This window comes from Streptomyces sp. NPDC127068 (genome assembly GCF_042724695.1).
Classification (GTDB): domain Bacteria; phylum Actinomycetota; class Actinomycetes; order Streptomycetales; family Streptomycetaceae; genus Streptomyces.
This window is the reverse complement of record NZ_JBHXEN010000053.1, coordinates 13,986-36,788: the sequence shown is the minus strand read 5'-3', so window position 1 is coordinate 36,788 and position 22,803 is coordinate 13,986. Positions and strand designations below refer to the sequence as shown.

Below are 22,803 nucleotides of genomic sequence, written 5' to 3'. Positions count from 1 at the left end.
CCCAGCGCGCCCTGGCCGGACTCGTCCCGGAACGGCGCCGCGCGGTCCACGAGGCAATGCGCGGACCACTGACCGCGAAACCCCTCACAGTGGGCGCCCGGAGGGCAGCGGGCCGGACGCCCTGCGGAAACTCGCCGTGGCTTCCGCAGGGGTGACGATCGGGTACCGCGTCGTCGACGCCCGCGTGGTCCGGCTCCTCGGCTGGCCCTGATAGCCGACCGCGCTGTGCGAAACCGCCTCAGCGGAAGCTGCCCTCACGGTTATGCGTGCCCGTGGACCAACGCCGTGGATAGCGATTCGTTCAGTATCTGACCCATGGGTAGGGCGAGTTTGAATCGTTTTTCAATGATAGCGAGAGATTTTAGATGGGCCGTTTCGCGTCTCTCTTCGTCATGGATTCCCGCTGCTTCGATGTCAGCTTGAATTAGGGAAGAATCCGGACCAGTGATCTCGTGCGACCATGTATGCATGTACATATGGAAGCCGCATGCATACTCTCCGTCGCGGTAGAGTTCGAATTGAGGTGGTGGTGCTTTCGAGTTCTGGGCGTCGTTGTAGAGCATAAATACCTCCTCGCCCTTGTTTCGGGAGAGGTCATTGTTATAGCCGGGCCCGAGTTCACCCGGCCAGTAGCCGTGGGCAACCGTGAAGGCCAGGTTGCCGTGGGTGCCGTAGCGGACGGCAGTTATTTCGCGACCTTGGGAGTTGAGGTGCGCCTCAATATCTTCGGCCGTGTATTCACCAATGAACACGGGGGCGGCGCCTCGTGCGATGCGCTTGACTAGCTGAACGGCATCGAGTCCGCGCGTCAGATGGATGCAATAGCCAGACCAGGTAGGAGCTTTGTCGGCCAGCCACTTAATTCCGTCTGTTTTCAACTCGACTCTCTATCTCTCGATCTCTTGCGATGCGGGCTGCGGCCGGCAGCATCGCCGGCCGCAGCCCGATCATGTCAGCACTGCGTCATCGAATGTCGCACTTGATGACGGCCTTGGTGGCGTCACACCTCTCGAAACCAGTGATCTTCACCCAGTACTTGTCCTTATCGAGGATACGGAACTTGCTGGCGAAGCTGGAGATCCGGCTTCCTGCGGTTGTGTTTACCCAGTTGGACATGGCCGAACGGCCGCACACCTCGCGCCAATCCGGGCCGGAGATGCGCTCGTCGTCCCAGAATCGCCAGACGCCATCGGAGTACTTGGTGGCATACGTCTGCACGCATGCGTTCCCGGAGAGCACCTGGTTGGTGCCTTCCATACCTTCCGGCATTCCACCACTCTGGTACGTGGAGGCGAAGGGGAACTCGTCACAGCTCGCCGTATCTCCGGCGGAGATCTCGGGGATCTTTGTCGTGTCGGGATGCCCGTATTCGGCAGCCCACCTGTCCGGGCAGATCACCTTGCGGTTCGAATCGGGGTCCCGGGACCACTTGTTCCGCTCACCGTGCACGCCGCCCGTGTAGCGGTCAGCCAGGAACTGCAGCGGCGCGCCCTTGCGGATCTTGGTGTTGATCAGCCAGGCGTTCGCTGCGGCTGCGGGAGTCTTCGCGGTGTTGAAAGCATACCCGGGGAGGTAGTCGGGGAATACGCAGCCGGCAGCGGAGTATACGGTGTCGCAACGGACCCGTATCGCCTCGCCGATCACGCCCTGGCTTTTTCCGGTGGGCATGGCCTTGGGAACGCTCGTGGAGAAGGTCGCATACGGGGCGAATGCCAGCTTCGCCGACCGGTCAGAGTCCCACTTCACCGCCGTGCCGGGAACCTTACCGTCCCACTTCACGGTGGCTGTACCGGTCTCCTCGTGCCGGTCGATGTCACCGCTGCCATTCCACATCAGGTTGCCGTCCCACGAATAGGAGGGCTTATCCAAGCAGCCTGTTGAGCATTGCGGAGCGAGCGTCAGTTTGATCGCACCGGGGATGGCCGGAAAGGGGACCTTCCCTGCCGCCACCGGGAGCGGCGTAATCCGTGACCAGAGCTGCATCTCGTTGCCGACCATGGACGTCTTCATGTGGTATGCCGTGAAGAATTCCTGGTAGCCGGAGGAATCCGTTCCATTCTCATCGGTGACTTCCACACTCCAGATGTGGTACATGCAGGCCGCATCGCGTGTGAAGGCCGAAAGGAATTTGGTGCCGGTCTCGCAACTGGGGTTGAGAGGTGCTGCGGCGGCCCGCGGCGTGCGCTGCGCAGATCGAGCCCGCTCGATCTTCTCCAGGTCCGCCGCAGTGGCTGGCCGGGAGCCGATGCACAACTGCATGGCGCTCTCGCCGCCGGCGGGCTGACAGTGCCGCTTGCTGTCGGCAGCTGCGGAGGAGAGCGCCGGGCCCCTCTCGTACGACTGATAGCCGGGGACCGGCTGCCAGGTGGTGTCGTGCTCCGGGTTCGGGGCGTCCTTGTTTGGGGCTGGCAGCTTGATGTCCACTATGCGGCTGCGGATTTCGAACTTCGAGTACGCCGACCACGCGGTCTCGTACAGCCCGGTCGCGTCGTACCCGGATGTCGCGAAGGCGTACGTCTTGCCAGGAGTCAGGGCCTTCTGCGTAACGGTGACTTCGGCGGTCCCACCAGAGACAACCATGGCTGAGACCAGTACGCCGTATGGCTCTCCTGGAATCATGACCTGCGTGCCCACTGTGCCGTCAGCGTTGACGTTGTGGATCTTGAAGGTCAGGTTGGCCTTGTCTCCGTCCGGGTCGGTGACAGTGTTCCTCAGGACGGCCCTGGTCCGGTCGACCTGCCATACCTTATTTACATCCTGCTTCCACTGCGGACCGGCGGCGAGGTTCTTTCCCGACACCGGACGGTTGCCAGCCATGGCAAGCGACGCGGGCCCGGCGGCCGGTGTTGCGGACGGCTGCCTATCCGACTTCGGACTGCTCACCAGGTTGCCGTCGGCCGCAGACGCCATTTCTGGACTTAATAGCAGAGCGCCGACGACTAGGGCTGAAGATAAGTGGCGATAGGCCGGTGAAGGCCTCTTTGCCTTATGGCGGAACACGTGAATGTCCTCTCATGCCGCCGCCAGGTGCAAGTCCAATCACGCGACGGCAGGTGTTGGTTGGATATGACACCGACCTGTCTATGCGGCCCGAGGCAACCGCACAAGATCCCCTACCTGGCGAACCGCCTCCACCTCGCACATATCGGATGTGAGGATCCTGTGAATACCCAGCCTTTCCGATTGGCTGAATTAATTCAGCCCTGGCCAATACGAGCCCCCGCGCTACGAAACCCGCCACTGGGACAAGAAACTGAGCCACCGCCAGAACAACGTGGACATACCCACCTAAGAAATCCCGGCCACAGGTGCGTCGTTGCCCTGGCCACCGAGCCAGAAAGCTTCGCGGACGCCGCGCCCGGCTTCCCGGCGATCGGCCCGTACAAGGTGGCCCGGCCCGCAGCGGCCGCTTCACCACCGTCGCGAAGGGCGGCCGATGACCACCCGCAGCTGCGGCGGCCACACCGGCAACACCCCGTCCGCGCCCGCCACACCCCACCCACGGGCCGGCCCACGCGAGCTTCCTCGCCGCCGTGCTCGCCCGGCTCTCCGCCGCCGACCTGCCGGGCCTCACCTGGCTCACCACCCGCGACCCGGCTGCGCGCCAACGACCTGGGGCTGATCCAGATCGACGAGGGCGGCAGCGTCAGCCACACTCCGCACCGCGCCGCCGCCGTCGAGGAGGACACGGAGCGGGACAGCACCCTCGTCCGACTCGAAGGCGGCGGGCAGCCCGTACCGGACCCCTGGCAGCGGATCAACGGCCTCAACTACCTTGTCGCCCTGCTCACCGCAGCCCCGGGCGCCGCGCCGTCCGCCAGCTCCACCAACGCCGAACTCCTGATCCGCGAACTGCTCGCCCCGGGTCCTGCACTCCGCGTGTGCCGCCGACACCGTCACCGGACCGCCCGCCGTCAAGGTGCACGCGCTCCGCTTCGCCACGCCGCTGTTGAGGCACAACGCCGCGCTCCTGCCCACCTTCCGCAGCACCCCCCGCTGCCGATAGACCAGTGGAAAGACTGGGAAGCAAGGGCTCCGACAGGCCCGAACCACGCCCGGAGACCGGACAACCCCTACCAGGACGCCCGCAGCGGCTCGCTCACCATGGTGGGTACGGGGCGCCTCGCGCCACACGAGGACAGCACCCCGGGACGACCCGATGGCCTCTCGTCCTCGGCGCGGTCCCCAGGGCCCGTTCACCGTGGGCCTGGTCTCCCACTCCGCGTGCGGCCTGACCGTCAGGACGACCCAGATCACTCTCCAAGAGGAGACATGGCCGACGCCCACCACGATGGACGAGCCGCTCCGCACCCCAACAAGGTGTCGGGCCGCCGCCCAGCCAGTTGCACCGAGAACATCCGGGCCCACTACCGGGTCGGTACCAACCGCGCGGGCAACGTCGACGCCGGGCGGATCAGCATGCTCGTCGACAAGCCGCTCGGCGGGCGCGACCCGGCGGCAGGCGGCGCTCCTTGGACCGGGTTGCCGGCTGGGGCAGGTTCACCGTGTACGCGCGCAGCACCGTCTGGGTGGTGGTGGCGCGCAGCGTGCTGGTAGGCGCGGAAGAGGTCGCTGAGGCAGTGCTGCGGTGTGTTGGACCGGATTTGGTCCCAACTACGGCTGTCGGTCCAGCGACACCGATGACGGCTCCCTGGGCGGGTGGAATCGGGGCCGGACGCGCCTACGCTGGTCGGAGCACGCGTCACGATGATCAACGAGTTGCCCGGAGAAGAGACCCGAGTAGACGGCGCCGCCGTCGGCTGCACGTCAGGTGCCGGGCCGCGGCCGGGGATGTCGTAGGCCATGCTCTGGCGCCCGGGCCACGGCTCCCCTATCCGATGATGGCGACCGGGGCGTCCCAGGCGTTGCGGTCGACGGTGATGGTGTGGCCGCCGCGGGTCTCCTTGCTGTTGACCATGTACTGATGGGCGCGGCTGTGGTTGGCGTACAGGTCGGGGTCCCAGGGCCAGTCGGCGGTGGTGGTGTTCCGCTTGTTCCACAGCGCGTACCAGAGGATGCCGGGGAGGTCGGTCCGGTCGGTGGCGGTGGCGATGGCCTTGGCGCTGGAGCTGGCGAAGCCGTAGTACCCGGCGCGGTATGCCTTGGCCCGCAGGGTCTTGGTGAAGGAGCGCACGTACGTCAGGGTGGCGTCGTTGCACGGCTTGTTCGTGATGTCGTAGGACTCCATGTTGAGGTAGATCGGGCTGCCGGCTTTCATGCCGAGCGCGGATGCCTTGGCGGCCGCGTCCCTGGCGTTGCTCGCCCCGACGCTGGCTGCCGTGTCGGCGGTGAACCTCTCCGGGTTCCTGCTGGTCTGGCAGGGCGGCTGGGCGCCGACGTAGAGCGGTATCAGCCTCCAGCCGGCGGTGTTGACCGACTTCACCCAGGGCGCGGTGAGGTTGGGCTGGGCGCAGCCGCGGTTCTTGCCGCCGATGTAGACGGCGGCGGCTCCGTAGAAGCCGGTCTTCCATGCCTTCATCGCGGCGAGGGAGGGCGCGGTGCAGGTGTCGAATGCCCGGCCCGTGTACGTCTTCTGCGCGGGCAGACTCGGGGCGGCCGCGGAGGTCTGCGCCGCGATCCCGGCGCCGGCGACCACTGCGGCTCCCGTCGTGGCCCACGCGATGCAACGGGCTCGTTTGGACAGTCGGTGGCTGGACATTTCCCACTCCATTCGGATCGCGGCCCGCAGCCGTACTCGGGCGCCGGCGGAGGCTGGCGAGCGCGGTGCCACACCGTGGGGTGTGGCTGCGGTCTGCGGACCCTATCCAAGATCTACAAGCTGGTTGCTGACCGAGGACGTCAATGCGCCACAAGGGCTAGCAGCGGCCGGGCCGCGCCGTTGTCGGCGGCGTCCGTCATGAACGGGCCGTGGTGATCCGCCATCCCGCGGCCCGGCTGCGCTGGTGCCAGAACCGTGCGTAGTGCCCGTCGAGGGCGAGGAGATCCGTAGGGGTGCCGCGCTGGGCGACCCGTCCCTCGTGGAACACCGGGCGATGAGCCGGGTCACGGTGGTCTTCCCGGAGCCGGAGGCGCCCACCAGGGCGGTCATGGTGAGGGACGGCACGGTGAAGCCGACGCCGTCGAGGACGTCCGGCCCGTCCCCGTACCCGAAGCGCACCCCGGCCAGCTCGACCTCGCCCGGGACGCGGACCGAGGCGGACTCCTCGGGGGTGGGCAGCGGCGGCTCCCATCGAGCACGCCCGTATGCAGCGGCGTTGTCAGGCCGCGGCGACCGAGACCGACGTCCTGTGCCGGGCCCGATCCGAGCGTGCGGGGTGAGCCGTCCCGGAGCTGTCGCTGTCCCAGCCGGCCCCGGGGGAAGTGGCGTGAGCCGACGCGGGGCCAGCCGTACGTCATCCGGCACGTGCCCCACTCTCGAGGAGCTCGCGCGCCGCGAGTAGACGAACCCGTTCGTGATGCCAGGTGGTGCACACTTCCGTAAGGTAGTGAGCATGACGGAGACGACGTACTCGATCGTGGAAGCCCGCGCCCGGCTGGGCGCCATCGCGCGCGAGGTCAGCGCCACCCGGGAACCCGTCGCCATCACCGACCACGGCCAGACCGTCGCCATTCTGGTCAGCCCCGCCGACGCCTTGGAGCTGCAGGAGCTGCGTGCGCTCGCCGCCTACCGCGCCCGCCAGGCCCGCGGCGAGAACGCCGGCGTCTCCCACGACGAGGCGTACCGCCGCGTGTTCGGCGGAGCTGAAGCGTGAGCTACGAGGTCATCTGGGAGCCCGAGGCCCTCACGCAGGCGGAGCGGTTTGCCAAGAACGACCCCGACGGGATACGGCAGGTGTTCGCGACCGTCGACCGCCTCGCCGACAACCCCCGCCCCGACGGCGCGTTCGGCAGTCCGGACCTGCTGCGCATCCACGTCGCCGCCTACCGCGTGATGTACGAGATCAGCGACCAGCAGATCCGCGTCAGCGTGATCCATCTCGGGCGGGTCCGTTAGTTGGCGTTCGGGCCGGGGATCCCCAGGGCATGAACTCGCTCATCATCCAATGTTCCAGGGCACGAGTCCTCATCAACCCTGGAGGGTTCGCAACACCCCACGATCGACGAGTTCTCTCATGAGCCCCGCGCCCACCCGGATCCCGTCGACCTCCGGTCGCTGCCCGGCGTGCCGGGCGAAGCTGTGGCGGAAAGTGAGAAAAGCCACACCCCGACATGGTCCCCCGTGTCCACTAAGGTCGAATGAGACCCGCCCTGAACTGGGATTTTGCGTCGCCCACAGAGATGTGATCGCCGCGGGTCGAGCTTTTCTGGAGGGTCGCATGACCGATCTGGCATTTCGCTCCGCAGGCCAGCTCGCTGCCGCAGTCGCGGCAAAGGAGGTATCGAGCGTCGAGCTTCTCGACCACTACCTCGCCCGGGTGGAGCAACACGATCCGAAGGTGAACGCCATTGTCGCCCGGGACGAGGAGGGCGCGAGGGCCGCAGCGCTGGAGGCCGACCGCACGGTCTCGCGCGGCGAGCCGCTCGGCCGCCTGCACGGCGTCCCTGTGACGATCAAGGACAGTCTTGAGGTTGCGGGCATGCGGACCACTGGGGGGTCGACCCGCTGGGGACACTATGTCTCGACGAGCGACGCCGAGTCGGTCGCGCGCCTCAAGAACGCGGGAGCGATCGTGTTCGGCAAGTCCAACATGCCGCCCGACGCCCGGGACTGGCAGACCTACAACGAGGTCTACGGGACCACGAACAATCCGTGGGACCCGACCCGCGGACCTGGCGGTTCGTCCGGCGGATCCGCCGCGGCGCTCGCCGCAGGGCTGACCGGCCTGGAGCTCGGCGGCGACTCGGCAGGCTCGATACGGGTGCCTGCCCACTTCTGCGGCGTCTATGGGCTGCGCCCGTCGTTCGGGATCGTGCCGAGGTACGGGAGCGTCTCGGGACATGCTCCTGGGACGCTGGCGGATTTCGATATGGCGGTCCTCGGCCCGCTCGGCAGGCACGCCGATGACCTCGACCTGGGCCTCGACGTCCTCGCGGGAGCAGACCACGACCGCGCTCCGGCGTGGCGGCTGGAGCTGCCTCCCGCCAGGTCGAGCACCCTGCGGGAGTTCAGGGTCGCGGCATGGCTCGACGACCCGTTCTGCCCCGTCGACAGCGAGCTGGTCTCGATCATGCAGGCGACGCTGGAAGCGGTGCGGGCCGAGGGTGCTGTCGTGGTCGAGGGCAGGGGACCGGTCGGGCTCGAAGAGACGATGGCTCTCTACCAGCCGTTGCTGATGGCGCAGAGCGGGCTGGTCGAGCCGGACGAGTCGTATGCCGGGCTTGTGGAGCGCGCCGCGGCGGAAGGGGACGCGGGCGGGTTCGCGTCAGACCTGACGCTCCGCTTCCGTGACTGGCACGCGCTCGACGAACGCCGGCAGCACTCCCGCCGCCGCTGGGCCGAGTTCTTCCGCGACGTCGACGTGCTCCTCTGCCCGGTGACCCCCACGGCCGCCTTCCCCCACGACCACCGGCCCGACCCCGGCTGGTCGGTCCGAACCCTGCGGGTCGACGGCGCCGACCGGCCGTATCGCGACATGCTCACCTGGATGGCGCCGTCGGCGGTCAACCATCTGCCCGCGGCGGTGGCACCTGTCGGGACGACCCGGGACGGGCTTCCTGTCGGCATCCAGGTGATCGCGCCCTACCTACACGACCGCACCGCAGTCCAGTTCGTGCGGTGCCTTTCGAAGGTGATCGGCGGGTTCCGCCGGCCGCCGGGATTCTGAGCGCCGCCACCGGGGTTTGCCGTCCTGCGGCGTAGCGGTGGCGAACGGGACACCGTGTTCCGTCGTACGCGGAACGCTTCCCGGCCCGGCCTGCGCCTGCCCTCAGGCACAGACCGGGCCGGGCGTGGTCGACCCGCCGCGGATCGCGAGGCACTGAGAAGGGCGGCGCCCGACCGACACCGCCGCACCGCCCCGGGGTCACGGGCTCTGAGCGGTGGCCCGGCGCCGCGCAGTCCCTGCTCCAAAGGAGGGGCGACTGAGACTCCCCCGAGATAGAGGACGTCGTCGGCACCCGGACCCACTTCATCGGCAGCGATGTCATCGCGGGCCTGGGAGGCGCACAGGCCCCGTACCTCATCGAGGACAGGATCGGCACGCCCCTCGGGGGCGAGGCCCACATCCGCCTGACGATCCGTGCGGCCAAGGGCGTCCCGCAGAGCTCGTTCAAGGTGATCAACCAGAACAGCGGCAAGGCGCTCACCGTTCAGGACGAAGGGACGGCCGACGGCGACAACGTCAACCAGTGGACCAACGTCAACCAGCCCAACCAGCTCTGGACCATCGAGAGCGTCTGACCACCCTCCGCGCCCGACCCGTCCGTACCCCCGGCCAAAACGAGGAGAAACCGCTCGCCCCCACGGAGCCGGCCGGGCCCGGGATTCTGTCAGGCCCGACCGGGCCCGGGGTGGGGGGGCAGTGGCTGTGCTTCAGGTGTTTGATCAGTTCGGCGGCGAGGGCGGGGTCGGGGCGGGGGACTGCGTCGTGGTCGTCGTCGGTGTGGACGTCCAGGCGTAGGACGGCGTCGGCGGCCGGTCCTCATCAACCGTGGAGGGTTCGCAACCGCGCGGTCCGTAGGTGGATGCTGGACTCCGGGGCGTCCAGTCCTCATCAACCCTGGAGGGTTCGCAACACGCGGGACAGCGCGAGGCTGTCGCACCGCGGGCAGGTCCTCATCAACCCTGGGCCGGGTCGTCCTGCCGATCGGTGATCTGGGGGGGCCAACAAGGGTGTGCGCCGCGGCGGGTGTGGAGGACACCCCGACAGGTCGCGACACCGGGTTGCGGCGCTAACCTGCGGTGGTGACCGGAGCCGAGCTGGATGAGTTGATCGTTGCTGACGGCGCGGCGCTGCGCGCGTGGCTGTTGGACAACCACAGCGCCTCTCCTGGCGTGTGGCTCGCCCTGACCAGGAAGGGCGGCTCTGTTACTACGCTGACCTGGCAGCAGGCGGTCGACGAGGCACTGTGTTTCGGCTGGATCGATGGGCAGGCCCGCAAGCGTGACGAGGGGAGTTCCTGGAGGCGGTTCACCCCGCGCCGGCCCCGCAGTGTCTGGTCCCAGCGCAACGTCGCCAACGTGGCCCGGTTGGAGGCGGCCGGCCTGATGCTGCCCGCCGGCCGTGCCGCGGTGGACGCCGCGAAGGCCGACGGGCGGTGGACGGCCGCCTATGCGCCGTCATCGGAAGCGGAGGTGCCGGCCGACCTGCGAGCGGCGATCGCCGCCGACCCAGCGGCGCAGGCGATGTTCGAGGTACTCACCAGAACCAACCGCTTCGCCCTCATCAGCCGGGTCAATGCCGTCAAACGGGCCGAGACGCGCACCCGGAAGATCGCCGAGTGCGTGGCGATGCTGGCCCGGCACGAGACGTTCCACCCGCAGCGAGCCAAGCCGACGGACCCACCGACATCGTGACCGGGCGTCTGGGTGCCATCGGGCGGGTGAGGACGCCGCCGAGCCACATGCGGTCCTCCACGGCGGTGGGGTCGGCGGCCTCCCATTTCACGCGCCGCGGCTCGAGGCCGAGAGGGCGGAGGGTGCAGAACTTCACATCGGGTCCGATCTTCACGACGTCGAAGAGGTCGACGCCGAAGTCGATGTTCACGGCCTCCGCGAGGCCCAGCTCATCTTCCCCGCCGGCGCGGAGGAACTGGTACAGCTACCGCTAAGCTCCCAGGCACCAGAGGAACAGACCTCGAAGAGGCCATCTACCTGCGGTGTTGCACTACCCACGAGGGCCGTGAACAGCGGCTTTACCCTCGGGTCTTCATCAACCCTGGAGGGTTCGCAACGGACTGCGCCCCGCGCCACTGACGGGGTCCCGCCCCGTCTTCATCAACCCTGGAGGGTTCGCAACGCCGCGTCCCGAGACTCAGCACCCGGCAGACCACCGAACTGCTGCACGAGCCAAGTGTATAGATTTCAAGACAGGTTGGCTGAATGCCGTGTCTAATGGATGGGATGATGCGCACTTCTCGTTCCGGCCTGTGGCTGCCCGCTCAAGACGATGACCGCGAGGACCTCACGCTCATTGTGGAGACCCCCGACGGCACCTACGTCCGTCGCGTCCCGCCCGCGCTGCCGCTGCCCGCCCACACCGACCACGGCCGCGGCGCCGAGGAGGCCACCCACACCGCGGCGGCGACCTGGGGGCTGCCCGACTTCGTGTTTCAGCAGGCCGCCCACGCTGTCAAGGGGTCGGGTGTGCGGGAACTCGGTGACCGGCTGCTTCTGGCGGGTCGACGCGGCGCCGTTGTCCAGGTCAAGGCCCGCACCGTCGACCCGAAGTCCGACGCCGACGAAGCCGCATGGATCGGCAAGGTCGCGGCGAAGGCGATGCGACAGGCCAAGGGCACCGTCCGGCAACTGCGCCTGCAGTCCGCCGACATGGTCAACGGCCGCAGCCGAACCCTGCGCATCGACGGAAACGCCTTCGAGTGGATCGCCGTGTTCCTCCTGGACCACCCCCGCGTCCCGCCCGGCACCCTCGCGTCCTGGGCAGCGCCGGGCATGCCCGCCATCGCGCTCACCCGCCGCGACTGGGACTTCCTCTTCGACCAGCTGCGCTCCACCACCGCGGTCCTCGACTACCTCTTCCGGGCCGCGGCCGAACCCGCCGTGGCCCTCGACAACGAGCCCGTGCGCTACTACGAGCTCGCCGCCGCCGACGCCGTCGCCCCGCCCAAGGACATCGACACTGACCTGGTCGGCGAAGGCGGCACGTTGTTCTCCGGGCCCCAGCTGCCGCGGGAGCCGGCCGGCAGCGACGGCACCAACGCGCACCTCATGATCCGCATCATGCTCGAAGACATCGCCCTGACCTCACTCGACGCTTCTCTGACCGAGTCGGACCGCTTCACCGTCCTGTCCGATCTGGACCGGCTCCCCGTTTCCGCTCGGGCCGAATGGGGCCACCTCCTGCGGGACATGCTCCGTGACGTTCCCCTGGTCCCCGCCGAACACGTCAAATGGCGCTTCCGGCGTCTCCTGCACGAGGACAACACCGGCCAACTCATCGTCGGCGCCGCCACCTGCTTCGACCCCACCGTCCAGGGAGCCTTCGCCGCCTACGTCCAGCTCCGCCACCACGAGGTCACCAACCGCACCGGACGCGCCGAGGAATCCTCCACCCTCGGCGTCCTGCTCACCCCGCGCCACGACGGGCGCCGCCCCTGGGACACCAGCACCGTCCGCGTCCACGGCGATCTCGCGCTGCCACCCGAAGACCTCAAGATCTACCAGGAGGGCTGGAACCGAGCCTTCGATGAGGGCAGCGTCGTCGACGCCGCACGCACTGGTGGGCCGCAATCGTCCGCCACGACGTGAACGGCGGCTTTGAGGCCCTGCGGAGGAGCCGCGGCGCTCCAGAAGCGGCCACGTCCTGCCACATCCCGGGGACGACGGCAGACGGCAAGCGGTCAGTTCACAATAGTTCACGCCTTCTGAATTCAGAATAGTGGTGTTCCTCGCGACGACCGGATGCGGCTCGACTCTGGCCGGGACTGCCCGCGCTGCGAGGACCGGCGACGTCCCGGCCGCGACAGTGGCTCCGGCCGTGCCGCGCCCGGCCGTCGTCGTCCCCGCTGCGGAGCCGGAGTTCGCCGACGTCGACGACGACCAGGAGCTCGTCCTCAAGGAGCTCACCCCCGACCAGGTGCGCGACTGGCGGGTGCGGGCGCTGAAGGACCACCAGGTGGTGTTCGACCACATCGACCGCTACGGCGAGCCGTCGGCGAGGCGGCTGTTCAGCAACCGCTTGGTCGACCAGGCGCAGCGCCTCTCCCGGCTCGGGCACCTGGACCTCGGCTTCTCCGCCTGGGGGCGGGCGTGAGCGGCGGCAAGGCGTCCGGCGTCGACCTGGCGAGGGTCGCGCTGCGGGCCGCGATGGAGCAGGCCCGCAGCAACGGCGCCGGCCGTACGGCGAAGTCGAAGCCGCGCCCGCTCCGTACGGTGCGCCGGGACGGGCGCGAGCCGGTCGGCCTTGGTGCCGTGCTCGGCGCGCTGGTCACCGAACGTGCGTGGGAGCTCTCGGCCGCCGGCGCGACGCTGCGGGAGCGGTGGGCGGCCATCGCCCCCGAGCTCGCCGGGCACATCGCCGCCGTGTCGTACGACTCGGACTCCGGCCGGCTCACCGTGTGCGTGGAGTCGACGGCCAGGGCGACGAAGGCCCGCCTGGAGCAGACCCGGATCGTCGCGGCCGCCAACAAGGCGGCGGGCCGCACCGTCGTACGCGCCCTGCGGATCCTGCCGCCCGGAGCCGCGCCCGCACCCGGCCCGGCCGCTACTGTCCCGGCAGACCCGGCCCCAGCCGTTCCCAGCGGTCCGGTCAAGACCCGGGAGACCGCGTCTGAGGGCTACCGCCGCGCGCTCGCCGCGCACCTGGAAGCTGTCGCGCCGCGCCGTGCGGACCCGGGCATCGCGGCAGCGGTGGAGCGGCAGACCGCCGCGATGCGCGCGTTGTCCCGCCGGGCGTTCCCCGAGGCCGACGTCGTCCCGGACGGTGCGCCGGCCCCGATCGGGCAGGCCCGCGCCGAGCGCCGCCGCCACACCGCGGCCCTGCGCCGGGCCCGGGCGGAGCGCGCGGCGCGGCACGCCGAAACGGCGGCTACGGTTCCCAACCGGGCTCCGCTCCGGGTGCCCGCGTGAAGCAGGTTGATCGGTGCGCGCCGCGCCGCCCGCGGCGGAACCGGAAGCCGGAAGAGGCGGCCAGCCGGTACCGAACAGCCAGGACCGCGCCCCCATGATCAGCGTCGCCGCCAGGCTGCGGTGACCGAGTCCGCCGAGCCTGTGCCGAGTGAGCCGGGGTAGCTCGCCGGGAAAGGTGATCAGGGCCAGCGTCTCAGAACGCCGGAAACGGGAAGCCCGGAAGAACTGGTACCGCTACCGCTAAGCTCCCAGGCACCAGAGGAACAGATCTCGAAGAGGGCCATCTACCTGCGGTGTTGCACTACCGACGGACCGCTGCAGAATCCACGTCAAGCCCCCTACCTACGGGGGCCGTGAACAGCGGCTTTACCCTCGGGTCCTCATCAACCCTGGAGGGTTCGCAACAACGCGGGAGGCGCGGGAGCTGGGGGCGCGGGAGTCCTCATCAACCCTGGAGGGTTCGCAACGGCCGACGCGGCGCTCCCCCCGCTTTGGGTGGCGTGGTCCTCATCAACCCTGGAGGGTTCGCAACTCGGGTTGAACCCGGATTCCTGTGTGAGAAGCGCGGGTCCTCATCAACCCTGGAGGGTTCGCAACCAGAAACCCACCAACGGGCGCCCCTGCACTCGGTCGACAAGTCCTCATCAACCCTGGAGGGTTCGCAACTCGGCGCGGGCGCCGGTCATGAGAGCGGCCCCGTTCGGGTCCTCATCAACCCTGGAGGGTTCGCAACTCCCGACCACTTCAGCCTTCACCCCGCAGATGCGTGTCCTCATCAACCCTGGAGGGTTCGCAACAGCATGCGGTCGGCCTCGGCCAGGGTTCCGGCCACCGTCCTCATCAACCCTGAAGGGTTCGCAGCGCGTACGCACGGCAGACCTCGCCCGGGTGCGGCACGGGGACGTCCTCATCAACCCTGGAGGGTTCGCAACAGGTAGGCGCCCACGGCCTCGTGGAGGAACGCCTCCAGGTCCTCATCAACCCTGGAGGGGTTCGCAAGTCGCCCCACGTGCGACGACGGAGCCGCAGTCGGAAGCGCTGCTGACCTGTGCGCACCCGCGCCCCACCCAGCCGCCGCGCCATCCCCATCGTCGGCATCGGCCTGGAGTGGTTCCTCATACTGGGGGAGGGGAACTGCGAGCAGGCCCCTCGGCCGTGTCGTGCGACGCCGACTCCGGCCGGTACGCCGCATGCCAGAGTGGAACGCGGCCCTGAGCGCCCGTCAACGCTGCCAGCAATCAGCGACGGTGACCAACAAAGCCATGAACGAGATGGGATCTTTGGAAGGCGCCGTGCGTATCGCCTTCCACCACCGCCTCCACCGAGTGCGACGACAGGTGGGCCCATCAGAACCGGGGGCATGTTCCGGATCACGCACAAGCTTCTCCTAGACGTAGAGACAGGAAGGCGACTGGTGCCGGACAGTGGAACCACAGAAGGACCATACCTTGATTTCATCAATTAAAACCATCACAAGCCATGGATTCAATGATCAATAATGGGTTTGAGTGGCTAAAAGATAGGTAGACGCCGTGCCCGCCACCCCGGGCCCGTAGCGGCTGCGGCCCCGGTCGAGGGCAGCCTCACGGCGTTGGGCACGCTCGTCCGCGGCGTCCAGGGCGAGCCGGCGGACGAGTTGGTCGGCGACCTAGGCGACGAGGGACGAGGACTCGGCTGGAACAGACCCGGATCGTCACGGCCGCCAACGAGTCAGCCGGCCGCGTGGTCGTTCGCGCCTTGCGGATCCTCGCGCCCGGCACGGTGCCGGTACCCGAGCCGGGCGACGTCGTCCCCGGGCCTGCGGACACGCCGGCCGGGGCGGTGCGTACCCGGGGTGGGGCAGGGTGATGCGGTCGTCGTTCTTGAACTCGCTGAGGATGCAGGCGTTGTCGAGGGCTGTGGCCAGGCCCGTGAGGCTCTTGGAGTCGCCGTACTCCAGCTCGGCGGGCTCGTCCCGCTGGATGAAGATGATCGAGTTCCCGGACGGGTCGACGACGCTGAACCGGCTCGCTCCGGGCCTGTACTGGGTGATGCGCGGCCTGCCCTTTGAGGCTTGCGGTCGAGGCCGGCGGCGCGGGTGGCGAGGTCGAGGTCGAAGGCGTCGAGCAGGCCCGCGGAGCGTCGCCCCAGGCAGAAGATCGAGCTGCTCGTCCATCCAGACCCGCCAAGGCTTGTACTCGTCCAGCACCGCCAGGTCGTAGGAGAGCATCCGGTTCTCCGGCGGACGCTTGCCGTAACGGTGAAGCTGTTCGGCAACGAACCGAGGACCGAAGCGCCGAAGGGGCTTTCCGTGTTCATGGCCGGGATTCTCCGGCCTCCCGCCGCTACGCGCACCAGGATCGAAGTGCTGTCGGCCGGGCGGGCCTCAGTTCGGTCGGACGAAGTGGTGACGAGGCCCGGGCGCCGCGGTGACCTGGAGCGCGGGTCCGGGTACGATCCCGCCACTGCCCGGGGCCGACACCCCGCCGCTGCCCAGCACCCGCACACCGCCATCCGCCTGCCGGGTGACGGTGAGGCAGCCGCGGCCCGGCCCCGGGCACCTCTGACACGATGACGGGCAGCTCGCCGCAGCCCCGCGTCGAGCAGCCGTACGCGCAAGGTGCTGATCCCGTCCCTTTGGTCAGGCACGAGAACTTCGCCCTGGATTCGAGTACGGGTACGGGTACGTACCCGTACCCTAGCGGGGTGGGAAGGAGCACGATGATGTCCGATGCCAATGTTCGTATCCCCGAGGAAGCCAGGGACCGGCTCGCCGCAGTCGCCGCTGCCGAGGGCCTGTCGCTGCGCGCCTATCTGGCGCGTCTCGCCGAGACCCTGCTCACGCCGGCCGAGCGGGCCGAGCGTGCGGAGAGGGCCAGGGCCGCGCTGGCCGGGTGGAACGGCTACGCGCCGACGGTGTCCGAGGAGCGGGAGCTGGACAGTGAGCTGGACCGGCGTCTCGCGCAGGCGGCTGGCCGGTGAGCGGTGGGATGCACATCGTGCTGGACGAGACGGCGATGGAAGCGGCAGGGCGGGGCAACATCCTCGCCTCCCGGTTGATCCACCGGGCCCACGTCGAGCCGGGCTGGTTCCTCTACGCCCCGGCGTGCGCGCTGGTCGAGGCCGACCGTGCCCGGCCCGGTACCGCGGAACACCTGGCCGCCCTGCCCGGCATCACCGTCCTCGACCTAGACCTGCCCGCCGCCTTGGCCCTCGCCCGCGAGGAGACATGGGCCGCGGCGCACACCCTGCACACGGCACAGCCGACCGCGGACCGGCCTGACGGTGCGGTCGTCGCCACCATCGTGCCGAAGCGGTGGGACGGTGAACCGGTCCGGGTGCTGGACCTGAACCCGTGACCGGCGTCGGTGCCCTGACCCGGCGCTACGAGAACGCTCTGCAGATCGTGCGCGGCGACATCATTGACGGCTTCATCGCCGAGCAGCGCAGCGTGAACACGACCCTCTTCGAGCTGCGGTCCACCCTCACGGGTGAGGACCCCGGCGCGTACTGAGCATTCCTGTGCGGCTGCGGGCCTGCCACCAGAAGGTTTCTGGTGGCAGGCCCGCAGCCGTTGGCCTGCACTGCGGCCGTGGTGGCTTCGGGAGACGTCTTCCGGTGGTCAGGATGAAGCGTTCAGGTGTGCGCGGCGGTCGGTGACGAGCTCTCGCCAGCGTTCCCGTACGGGTTGGTGGCCGTGGAGCCAGTGGACGGTGGGCCGAGGTGGGTGGGGGAGGTTGCCCATGGCGGCGGCAATGTCGGCGAGGTAGGCGAAGTCGCCGCCCGCGGTGAGGGTGTGGAGCCGGTCGACGAGGTCAGCGAGGTCCTGGTGCTCGTCGCGGACGGCGTGGTGGAAGGCGAGGGCGAGCTCCAGGAACCTGATCAGCCAGGGAAGCCCGGCGTCGGTGATGTCGCGGCGTAGCCCGTGGGCGCGGCCGGGAACGTCGGAGTCGGTGTGCCCGGCGTCCTTGATGAGGCCGGCGACGTGGGCGAGGAGGGTGGTGGCGCGCTGGTCGAGAGGTGCGAGGAGTTGGTGGGCGAGGTCGAGTTCGTCGCCGGCGCGGACGGGGTCGGCGAAGGCGGTCACGAGGGCGAGGCGGGTCTGGGTGATGGCGCGCTCGCCTGGGGCATCGTGCTGTTCGGCCTCGGTGCGCCCTGCTTCGAACGCGGCGATGGCTTGGCTGGTGTGGCCGTGGGGCCAGTGGATGTCGCCGTGCACGCGGTGGTGGCGGCCTTTCCAGCCGAGGGTGGGGACGGCGGCGAGGGCGGCGGGGAAACCACCGGAGATCCGGTCGAGGTTCGCGAGCCCGCGGCGGGCCTTAGGGGCAAGCCGGCCACCGGCGTCGGCGACCTGTTGCATCCCGGTGCGGGAGTCGGCGGTGCGGCCAAGGTCTTTGTGGGCCTTGGCCCGGTAGTACAAGGCCAAGGCGGTGAGCTCGTTGTCGAGGAGTCCAGTGTCGAGGACCGCGGTGAGGCGGTCGGCGGTGCGCTGGCGATGTTCGTGCTGGCGGCGGGCGATGGCGGTCAGCAACTCGGCCAGGGCGTCGGCGGCCGTCTCCCATCCGGTCCCGTCGTCGCTCGCGCCACCGACGGTGGCGTCCCTGCCGCCATCGTCGGCACCGGGGTGGCCGGTGGGTGGGGCGAGGGGTTCCCAGACGGAGTCGTCGGTGTAGGTGTGGGCGGCGTCGGTGAGCCAGCCGAGGTCCCGGAGCTGGTGGTCGCGGGCGAGGCGCAGGCCCTGGCGCAGGCACGCCACGAGGAGCATCCGGCTCGGCGCGGAGGCCGTGGCCCATTGTTCGCCGAGGGCGGCCAGGGCGCGGCCGGCGGCCTGGTGCCAGTCGGCGGGACTCCAGTGGTCCTCGGTCTGGTCGTTCCGCAGGGCCGTACGGATCGCACCGTGCAGGTGGTAGGGCCACAGCGCGTAGGGGTTCTCGGAGACCAGCGGGCGCTGGGTCAGTTGGCGTGCGGGGGCGTGGCGGTCGATGCCAGCGGCGCGGGTGGCGAGGTCGAGGTCGAAGGCGTCGAGCAGGCTCGCGGAGCGTAGGACGTGTCGTTCGTCGGGGGTGAGGTCGGAGAGGATGCGGGCGATCAGGGCGGGGAAGCTGTGGTCGAAGTCCGCGGGCTCGGGTGTGCGGCCGGTGCGGCGGATCTCCAGGAACCGGGCGACGGCGAGGTCGAGGTGGAGGGGAAGGCCGTGGGAGCGGGCGGTGATCGCCGCGCGGATCCCGGGCTCGATGAGGGGCCGGCCATCGTGGACCAGGCGGCGGGCGAGGTGGTCGTCGCAGTCCTCGGGGGAGAGGTCGCCGATCAGGTGCTGGCGTCCGTTCGCCCCGGCGCCGGGAGTGAGGCCGGGCCACGCGGCGGGCCCGGTCCAGTCGAGCTGACCGTGCAGGGCCGGGTCGGCCCAGGCGAGCCGGCTGCGCCCGCTGATCACGAACAGCACGTTCGGCATCAGATACACCAGGCGCTGCAGCAGGCGCTCGAAGTCGCGGTGCCGGTCGGCGGTGTCCTCGAAGGTGTCCAACAGCACCACCGGGGTCACCTTGTACTTCGCGGGCAGCTCGTCGAGTTCCCACGCGAGCAGGTGCGGGTAGAAGGACAGGGCCTCCAGGTCGGGGGTGGCCTCCAGCAGCCCGGCCGCGTGGGGACAGCCGGCCAGGGCGCGGGCGCGTTCGCGGCGCTCCCGCAGTCCCTGGACGAGGGCCCCGGTGACCTGCCCGGCGGTGGCCCCGCCGGGCAACTGCAGCAGGGCGGCGGCCTCGCCCACCGCGGTCTGCAGCTGCTGGGGCAGCGCGGTCGCGAACCGTCCCACCAGTCCGGTGCGCCGCAGATACTCGTCCAGGGGTTCGCCGGGGTGGGTGTGCTCCCAGTACCGGCGCAAGGCCACGTCGAAGGCGGGCAGCGGACGGCCCGGGGATCCGGCGAGCGCGAGCCGGATGGTGAGGACGACCCGCTCGAAGTCGGAGCCGGTCGACGCGGAGCGGGCCAGATCGATCCGGACCGGCAGCAGTCGGTCCGTCCAGGACGGTGCGCCCCACTGGGCGGGCCGCTGGTCGGCGGCGGTGAGCGCGGCCTCGATCTTGCGGAGCAGGGTCGACTTGCCGACCCCGCCGACGCCGTGGAAGACGAGCACGTTACTGCGGGGCGTTTCGAGATCCTCGACGTCGAAGCCCGGCTCGCCGGTGCGCCGCAGATGCTGCTCCAACGCGCCGGCCACCAGGGCCCACTGGTGCTCCCGGTTGGTGAACGCCTCGTTGGCGTCGAAGGACGGGTCGTTGGAGCTGAACAGCGCACGAAGATTGTCGGCCATGGTCCCCCCACAGGTGATCGTCTGGCCCCAACCTATGCCGCCCGGCGGCCCCTGGAAGGCAGTCCAGCCCGGACGTCCGGGGCACGCCGATGGTGGACTGGATGCCGGCCCACGGCCGACAATGATCCTTTTGCCGCTTTCCTGTGAAGGTTGGTTCCCGTGCACGATCCGGCGTCCCCCTCCAGCCCCTCCGAGCCCGCCGACGAGGTCAGCCCTCAGGCTCCCGCTGATGTGGTGGAGGAGGTGATGGCCTGGTACAGCAAGGCGATTCTGGCCGCGCGCCGCGCGCCCCACCCCGATCCGGAGCGGCTGGAGCAACTGCTCGCCCGGCGGCAGGAGTGCGTGCGTGACCGGGCGCGGCTGGAAGAAGCCGACGCCGGGGAGAGCGCGCGTATCACCGCGTCCTACTCGGCCCGGCTGAAGGAACTTAGGGCTACGGGCCCGTAGCCGCCATCGCGGGCCCGCGCCCGAGAGGGAGAGGGAGAGCGGCCACGGCGGCGGGCCCGGCAAGACGACGCGGCTGGAAGCGCGCGGGCATCAGCGCCCGCGCCAGGCAGGCGATCTGCTCGATGTCGTGGCGGTAGTGCGGCAGCTCGGCGCGCAGGCGGCGCTGCACGGCCCAGAAGCGTGCCGCCTCCGGGAAGGTGTAGGGGCGCCTCTGCTCGGCGAGCAACACGCCCACTGCCCTGGCCAGCCGCGCCCAGGAACCCCGAGGCGTGCGGTCGTTGCGGTAGAGGACCGTTCCGTCGCGCCCCCACACCATGACGGAGTCCGCCACCGCTTCCCGCTCGGCCGCGGCCACCGCATCGGCGAGCACAGCGAAGTGGCGGTCGTGCCCGGCCACGGTGGTGAAGCGACCGTGACCGCCCAGCCGGTTCACGTCAGCGCAGCGCACCGCGGTGCCCTGCCGGGAATCCGCCGCCCGTACGGCCAACACCACCAACTCCACCCGGTAGCCCGCCCGCCGGTAGGCCACCGCCCCCTCCACGAAACCGGCCGCGCTGCCGGGGGCGATCTCGATCGTCACGTCCCCGCGCCGCTCCCGTACGGCCGCCTCGGCCAGGGCCTGCCAGGCCCGGTAGTCCGCCCGGATGCGCTCGCCGGCCGTACGCGGCTCCTCGCGCAGCAGGTCGTAGTAGTCCGGGTGCGATGCCTTGAAGAAGTCACCGCTGATGCGCGTGGGGCGGCCACGCAGAGCCCGGCGCAGCACCCTCGCCGCGGTCGTCTTCCCGGAGCCGGGCTGCCCCATCACGTACACCACGACCGGCCGCTCCTGCGGCGTGATGTCCTCCAGAAGGGACGGGGCGATCAGCGTGTCGAAGATCCAGCGGTGTTCCTCAGCGGAGAGCCGGTGGTAGTCGACGCCCGGTGCTTCCCGGCGGGCCTGCGCACCGCGTCGCAGCGGCTCGGCCAGCGCGGCCGCGCGCTCGCCGTCGCGCCGCACCGCCAGTGCCCAGTCCTCGGGCAGCCGTGGATCGTGCGCCCGCCGGTCGGCGTCGGAGAGCTGGCGGCGGAAGGCGCCGGTCTGCGCCGCGTCCCACGGACGTAACCGCTCGCCGAGCAGCGCCTCGCGCGCACCGGACGGTTGCCGCCAGAGGCCTTCGGGATCGAGGTCGTTGGCGTAGAGGATCTCGCCGGCGCGCCGGACGACGAGGACCCGGTCGGCCAGGTGCTCGGCCTCGATGTCCGCGAGGGCGGTGGGCAGTGCGGCGGCGCAGGCGTCATGGTTGTCCCACCCCACGTACCGGGCCCGACCCTCTTCGGCCAGGCGCAGGTACCGGTCCAGCACACCGAGCTGGGACACCGCCTCTGGCACGGCCAGGGCCACCACCTCCACCCGGTAGCCGGCCGCCCGGTAGACGGCGAGCGTGTCCAGCCACCCGGCCGGGTCGGCCAGGGCCTCCTCCGCCACGACATCGAACCGGCGCCCGCGGGCGTGGGCTTCGACCTCGGCCTGCCAGCGGTAGGTCTCCGGTCGCACCCGCACCCCGGCCGTGCGCACGTCCTCCGCCAGGAAGGCGGGGTAGCGCGGGTGAAGGGCCTTGTAGCCGTCCCGGTCCACCCGCACCGCGCCGCCCCGCTGTTCGAGGGCGGCGTGCACGAGGTCCATCACCAGCGTCTTGCCGCTACCCGCCTGCCCGGCCACGAACACCACCACCGGACGCTGCTGCGCCACCGCGCCCGCCGTCAGCTTCGGCACGATCACCTCGGCGAGCAGCTCACCGTACTTCTCCACCAACGTCTCCCGGGCGCGTTCGAGCTCTTCTTCTGTCTCTTCCGTGCCTGTTCCGGCCCCGCCGCAGGGCTCCCGCAGTGGGGCCGGAGCGGCCCGGCCTCCTACTGGGCGTCCAGCTCCCGGCGCAGCTCGTCCAGCGTCCGGCCGTCGCCCTCGATGTGCCACAGGGTCCAGCCGTTGATCACATTCCCGGTGACGGCTTCCGCCGCCTTCGACGGGGAGGGGAACGGTGAGGAGTGGCCGTCGACGATGAGCTGGCCGTCGGCGGTCACAACGGCGCGGCCCGACCGGTTGGCACGGCGCTGATGGAAGGTCAAGACGGTGCCCCGCTTCAGCAGGCCGGCCTGCATCAGCGCGGCGAGCGGCCCGTGCGGGATGACAGGCGCGGGCGCAGCGGTGGGGGAGGCCCCGCCGCCGAGGGACAGGGTGACGTGGATGGTGTCGCCACCGCTCGCGCTCGTGAGCCGGGCGATCACAGCGGGGTCGAAGTGGATGCTGAGCGTGGCCATGAGCACTCCTTCTGATGACGGTCCGCAGACCGAACAGCTCGTTTCCACTTTGACCGTAAGCGACACAAGCAGCTCACGTCAACTCTCATTGTGAGCTGTTCAGCAGAAGTTTGGTAGGGCC

19 protein-coding genes and 1 CRISPR repeat array are annotated in these 22,803 nt (G+C 69.9%); of the genes, 12 read left to right on the top strand and 7 right to left on the bottom strand.

Annotated features, from left to right (window positions below; genetic code table 11):
* Positions 1-260 precede the first annotated feature (260 nt).
* The 4 genes from ACFWIA_RS27930 to ACFWIA_RS27915 form a co-directional block, all read right to left on the bottom strand.
* On the bottom strand, positions 261-878 hold the full coding sequence (locus ACFWIA_RS27930) for a hypothetical protein (RefSeq protein WP_387009761.1): 618 nt from the start codon (positions 876-878) through the stop codon (positions 261-263).
* 85 nt (positions 879-963) lie between these two features.
* On the bottom strand, positions 964-2,910 hold the full coding sequence (locus ACFWIA_RS27925; RefSeq protein WP_387009759.1) for a hypothetical protein: 1,947 nt from the start codon (positions 2,908-2,910) through the stop codon (positions 964-966).
* Positions 2,911-4,831: 1,921 nt separating this feature from the next.
* Positions 4,832-5,659 carry a glycoside hydrolase domain-containing protein gene (locus tag ACFWIA_RS27920; RefSeq protein ID WP_387009757.1) on the bottom strand — a complete coding sequence of 276 codons (828 nt, stop codon included), beginning with the start codon at positions 5,657-5,659 and terminating at the stop codon, positions 4,832-4,834.
* Positions 5,660-5,855: 196 nt separating this feature from the next.
* Positions 5,856-5,987 (bottom strand): hypothetical protein, encoded by a 132-nt coding sequence (locus ACFWIA_RS27915; protein ID WP_387009755.1) that lies wholly within the window; start codon positions 5,985-5,987, stop codon positions 5,856-5,858.
* A gap of 465 nt (positions 5,988-6,452) precedes the next feature.
* On the opposite strand from ACFWIA_RS27915, the gene ACFWIA_RS27910 reads away from it, so the two are divergent.
* From ACFWIA_RS27910 to ACFWIA_RS27860, 11 genes are all read left to right on the top strand, one after another.
* Positions 6,453-6,713 (top strand): type II toxin-antitoxin system Phd/YefM family antitoxin, encoded by a 261-nt coding sequence (locus tag ACFWIA_RS27910; protein ID WP_054231238.1) that lies wholly within the window; start codon positions 6,453-6,455, stop codon positions 6,711-6,713.
* Positions 6,710-6,955 carry a type II toxin-antitoxin system RelE/ParE family toxin gene (locus tag ACFWIA_RS27905; RefSeq protein ID WP_387009753.1) on the top strand — a complete coding sequence of 82 codons (246 nt, stop codon included), beginning with the start codon at positions 6,710-6,712 and terminating at the stop codon, positions 6,953-6,955. The genes ACFWIA_RS27910 and ACFWIA_RS27905 overlap by 4 nt, the downstream gene beginning before the upstream one ends.
* Before the next feature lie 322 nt (positions 6,956-7,277).
* Entirely contained in the window at positions 7,278-8,726 is a 1,449-nt protein-coding gene (locus ACFWIA_RS27900; protein WP_387009751.1) for an amidase, read from the top strand.
* Between the two features lie 449 nt (positions 8,727-9,175).
* Complete coding sequence (locus ACFWIA_RS27895) at positions 9,176-9,301, top strand: RICIN domain-containing protein (protein WP_387009750.1); 126 nt, start codon at positions 9,176-9,178, stop codon at positions 9,299-9,301.
* Positions 9,302-9,802: 501 nt separating this feature from the next.
* Entirely contained in the window at positions 9,803-10,417 is a 615-nt protein-coding gene (locus ACFWIA_RS27890) for a YdeI family protein (protein ID WP_387009748.1), read from the top strand.
* 549 nt (positions 10,418-10,966) lie between these two features.
* Entirely contained in the window at positions 10,967-12,328 is a 1,362-nt protein-coding gene (locus ACFWIA_RS27885) for a hypothetical protein (RefSeq protein ID WP_387009746.1), read from the top strand.
* Between the two features lie 229 nt (positions 12,329-12,557).
* Complete coding sequence (locus ACFWIA_RS27880) at positions 12,558-12,833, top strand: hypothetical protein (protein WP_387009744.1); 276 nt, start codon at positions 12,558-12,560, stop codon at positions 12,831-12,833.
* Positions 12,830-13,648 carry a DUF721 domain-containing protein gene (locus ACFWIA_RS27875; protein ID WP_387009742.1) on the top strand — a complete coding sequence of 273 codons (819 nt, stop codon included), beginning with the start codon at positions 12,830-12,832 and terminating at the stop codon, positions 13,646-13,648. Before ACFWIA_RS27880 ends, ACFWIA_RS27875 begins: the two co-directional genes overlap by 4 nt.
* A gap of 376 nt (positions 13,649-14,024) precedes the next feature.
* Positions 14,025-14,647: direct repeats of the CRISPR family, unit length 29 nt; unit sequence GTCCTCATCAACCCTGGAGGGTTCGCAAC.
* A 1,704-nt stretch (positions 14,648-16,351) separates the two neighbouring features.
* Positions 16,352-16,609, top strand: a complete 258-nt coding sequence (locus ACFWIA_RS27870) for a hypothetical protein (protein ID WP_387009740.1) — start codon at positions 16,352-16,354, stop codon at positions 16,607-16,609.
* 8 nt (positions 16,610-16,617) lie between these two features.
* A complete protein-coding gene (locus tag ACFWIA_RS27865) occupies positions 16,618-16,986 on the top strand; it encodes a hypothetical protein (RefSeq protein ID WP_387009738.1) in 369 nt (122 codons plus the stop codon).
* Positions 16,983-17,141, top strand: a complete 159-nt coding sequence (locus ACFWIA_RS27860) for a hypothetical protein (protein WP_387009736.1) — start codon at positions 16,983-16,985, stop codon at positions 17,139-17,141. The genes ACFWIA_RS27865 and ACFWIA_RS27860 overlap by 4 nt, the downstream gene beginning before the upstream one ends.
* 108 nt (positions 17,142-17,249) lie before the next feature.
* Here the strand turns inward: ACFWIA_RS27860 and ACFWIA_RS27855 are convergent, their stop codons facing one another.
* Positions 17,250-19,937: an ATP/GTP-binding protein gene (locus ACFWIA_RS27855; protein WP_387009734.1), complete on the bottom strand. Its 2,688-nt coding sequence runs from the start codon at positions 19,935-19,937 to the stop codon at positions 17,250-17,252.
* Positions 19,938-20,096: 159 nt separating this feature from the next.
* Here ACFWIA_RS27855 and ACFWIA_RS27850 point away from each other — a divergent pair, with 159 nt between their 5' ends.
* The gene (locus tag ACFWIA_RS27850; RefSeq protein ID WP_387009732.1) at positions 20,097-20,384 is read left to right on the top strand and encodes a hypothetical protein; all 288 of its coding nucleotides are present in this window, start codon (positions 20,097-20,099) and stop codon (positions 20,382-20,384) included.
* Here the strand turns inward: ACFWIA_RS27850 and ACFWIA_RS27845 are convergent.
* Together ACFWIA_RS27845 and ACFWIA_RS27840 are read right to left on the bottom strand one after the other, a co-directional pair.
* On the bottom strand, positions 20,371-22,173 hold the full coding sequence (locus tag ACFWIA_RS27845) for a zeta toxin family protein (RefSeq protein WP_387009730.1): 1,803 nt from the start codon (positions 22,171-22,173) through the stop codon (positions 20,371-20,373). The two genes, ACFWIA_RS27850 and ACFWIA_RS27845, sit on opposite strands and share 14 nt — an antisense overlap.
* Positions 22,174-22,274: 101 nt before the next feature.
* Positions 22,275-22,682, bottom strand: a complete 408-nt coding sequence (locus ACFWIA_RS27840; RefSeq protein ID WP_387009728.1) for a DUF4357 domain-containing protein — start codon at positions 22,680-22,682, stop codon at positions 22,275-22,277.
* Positions 22,683-22,803: the final 121 nt, after the last annotated feature.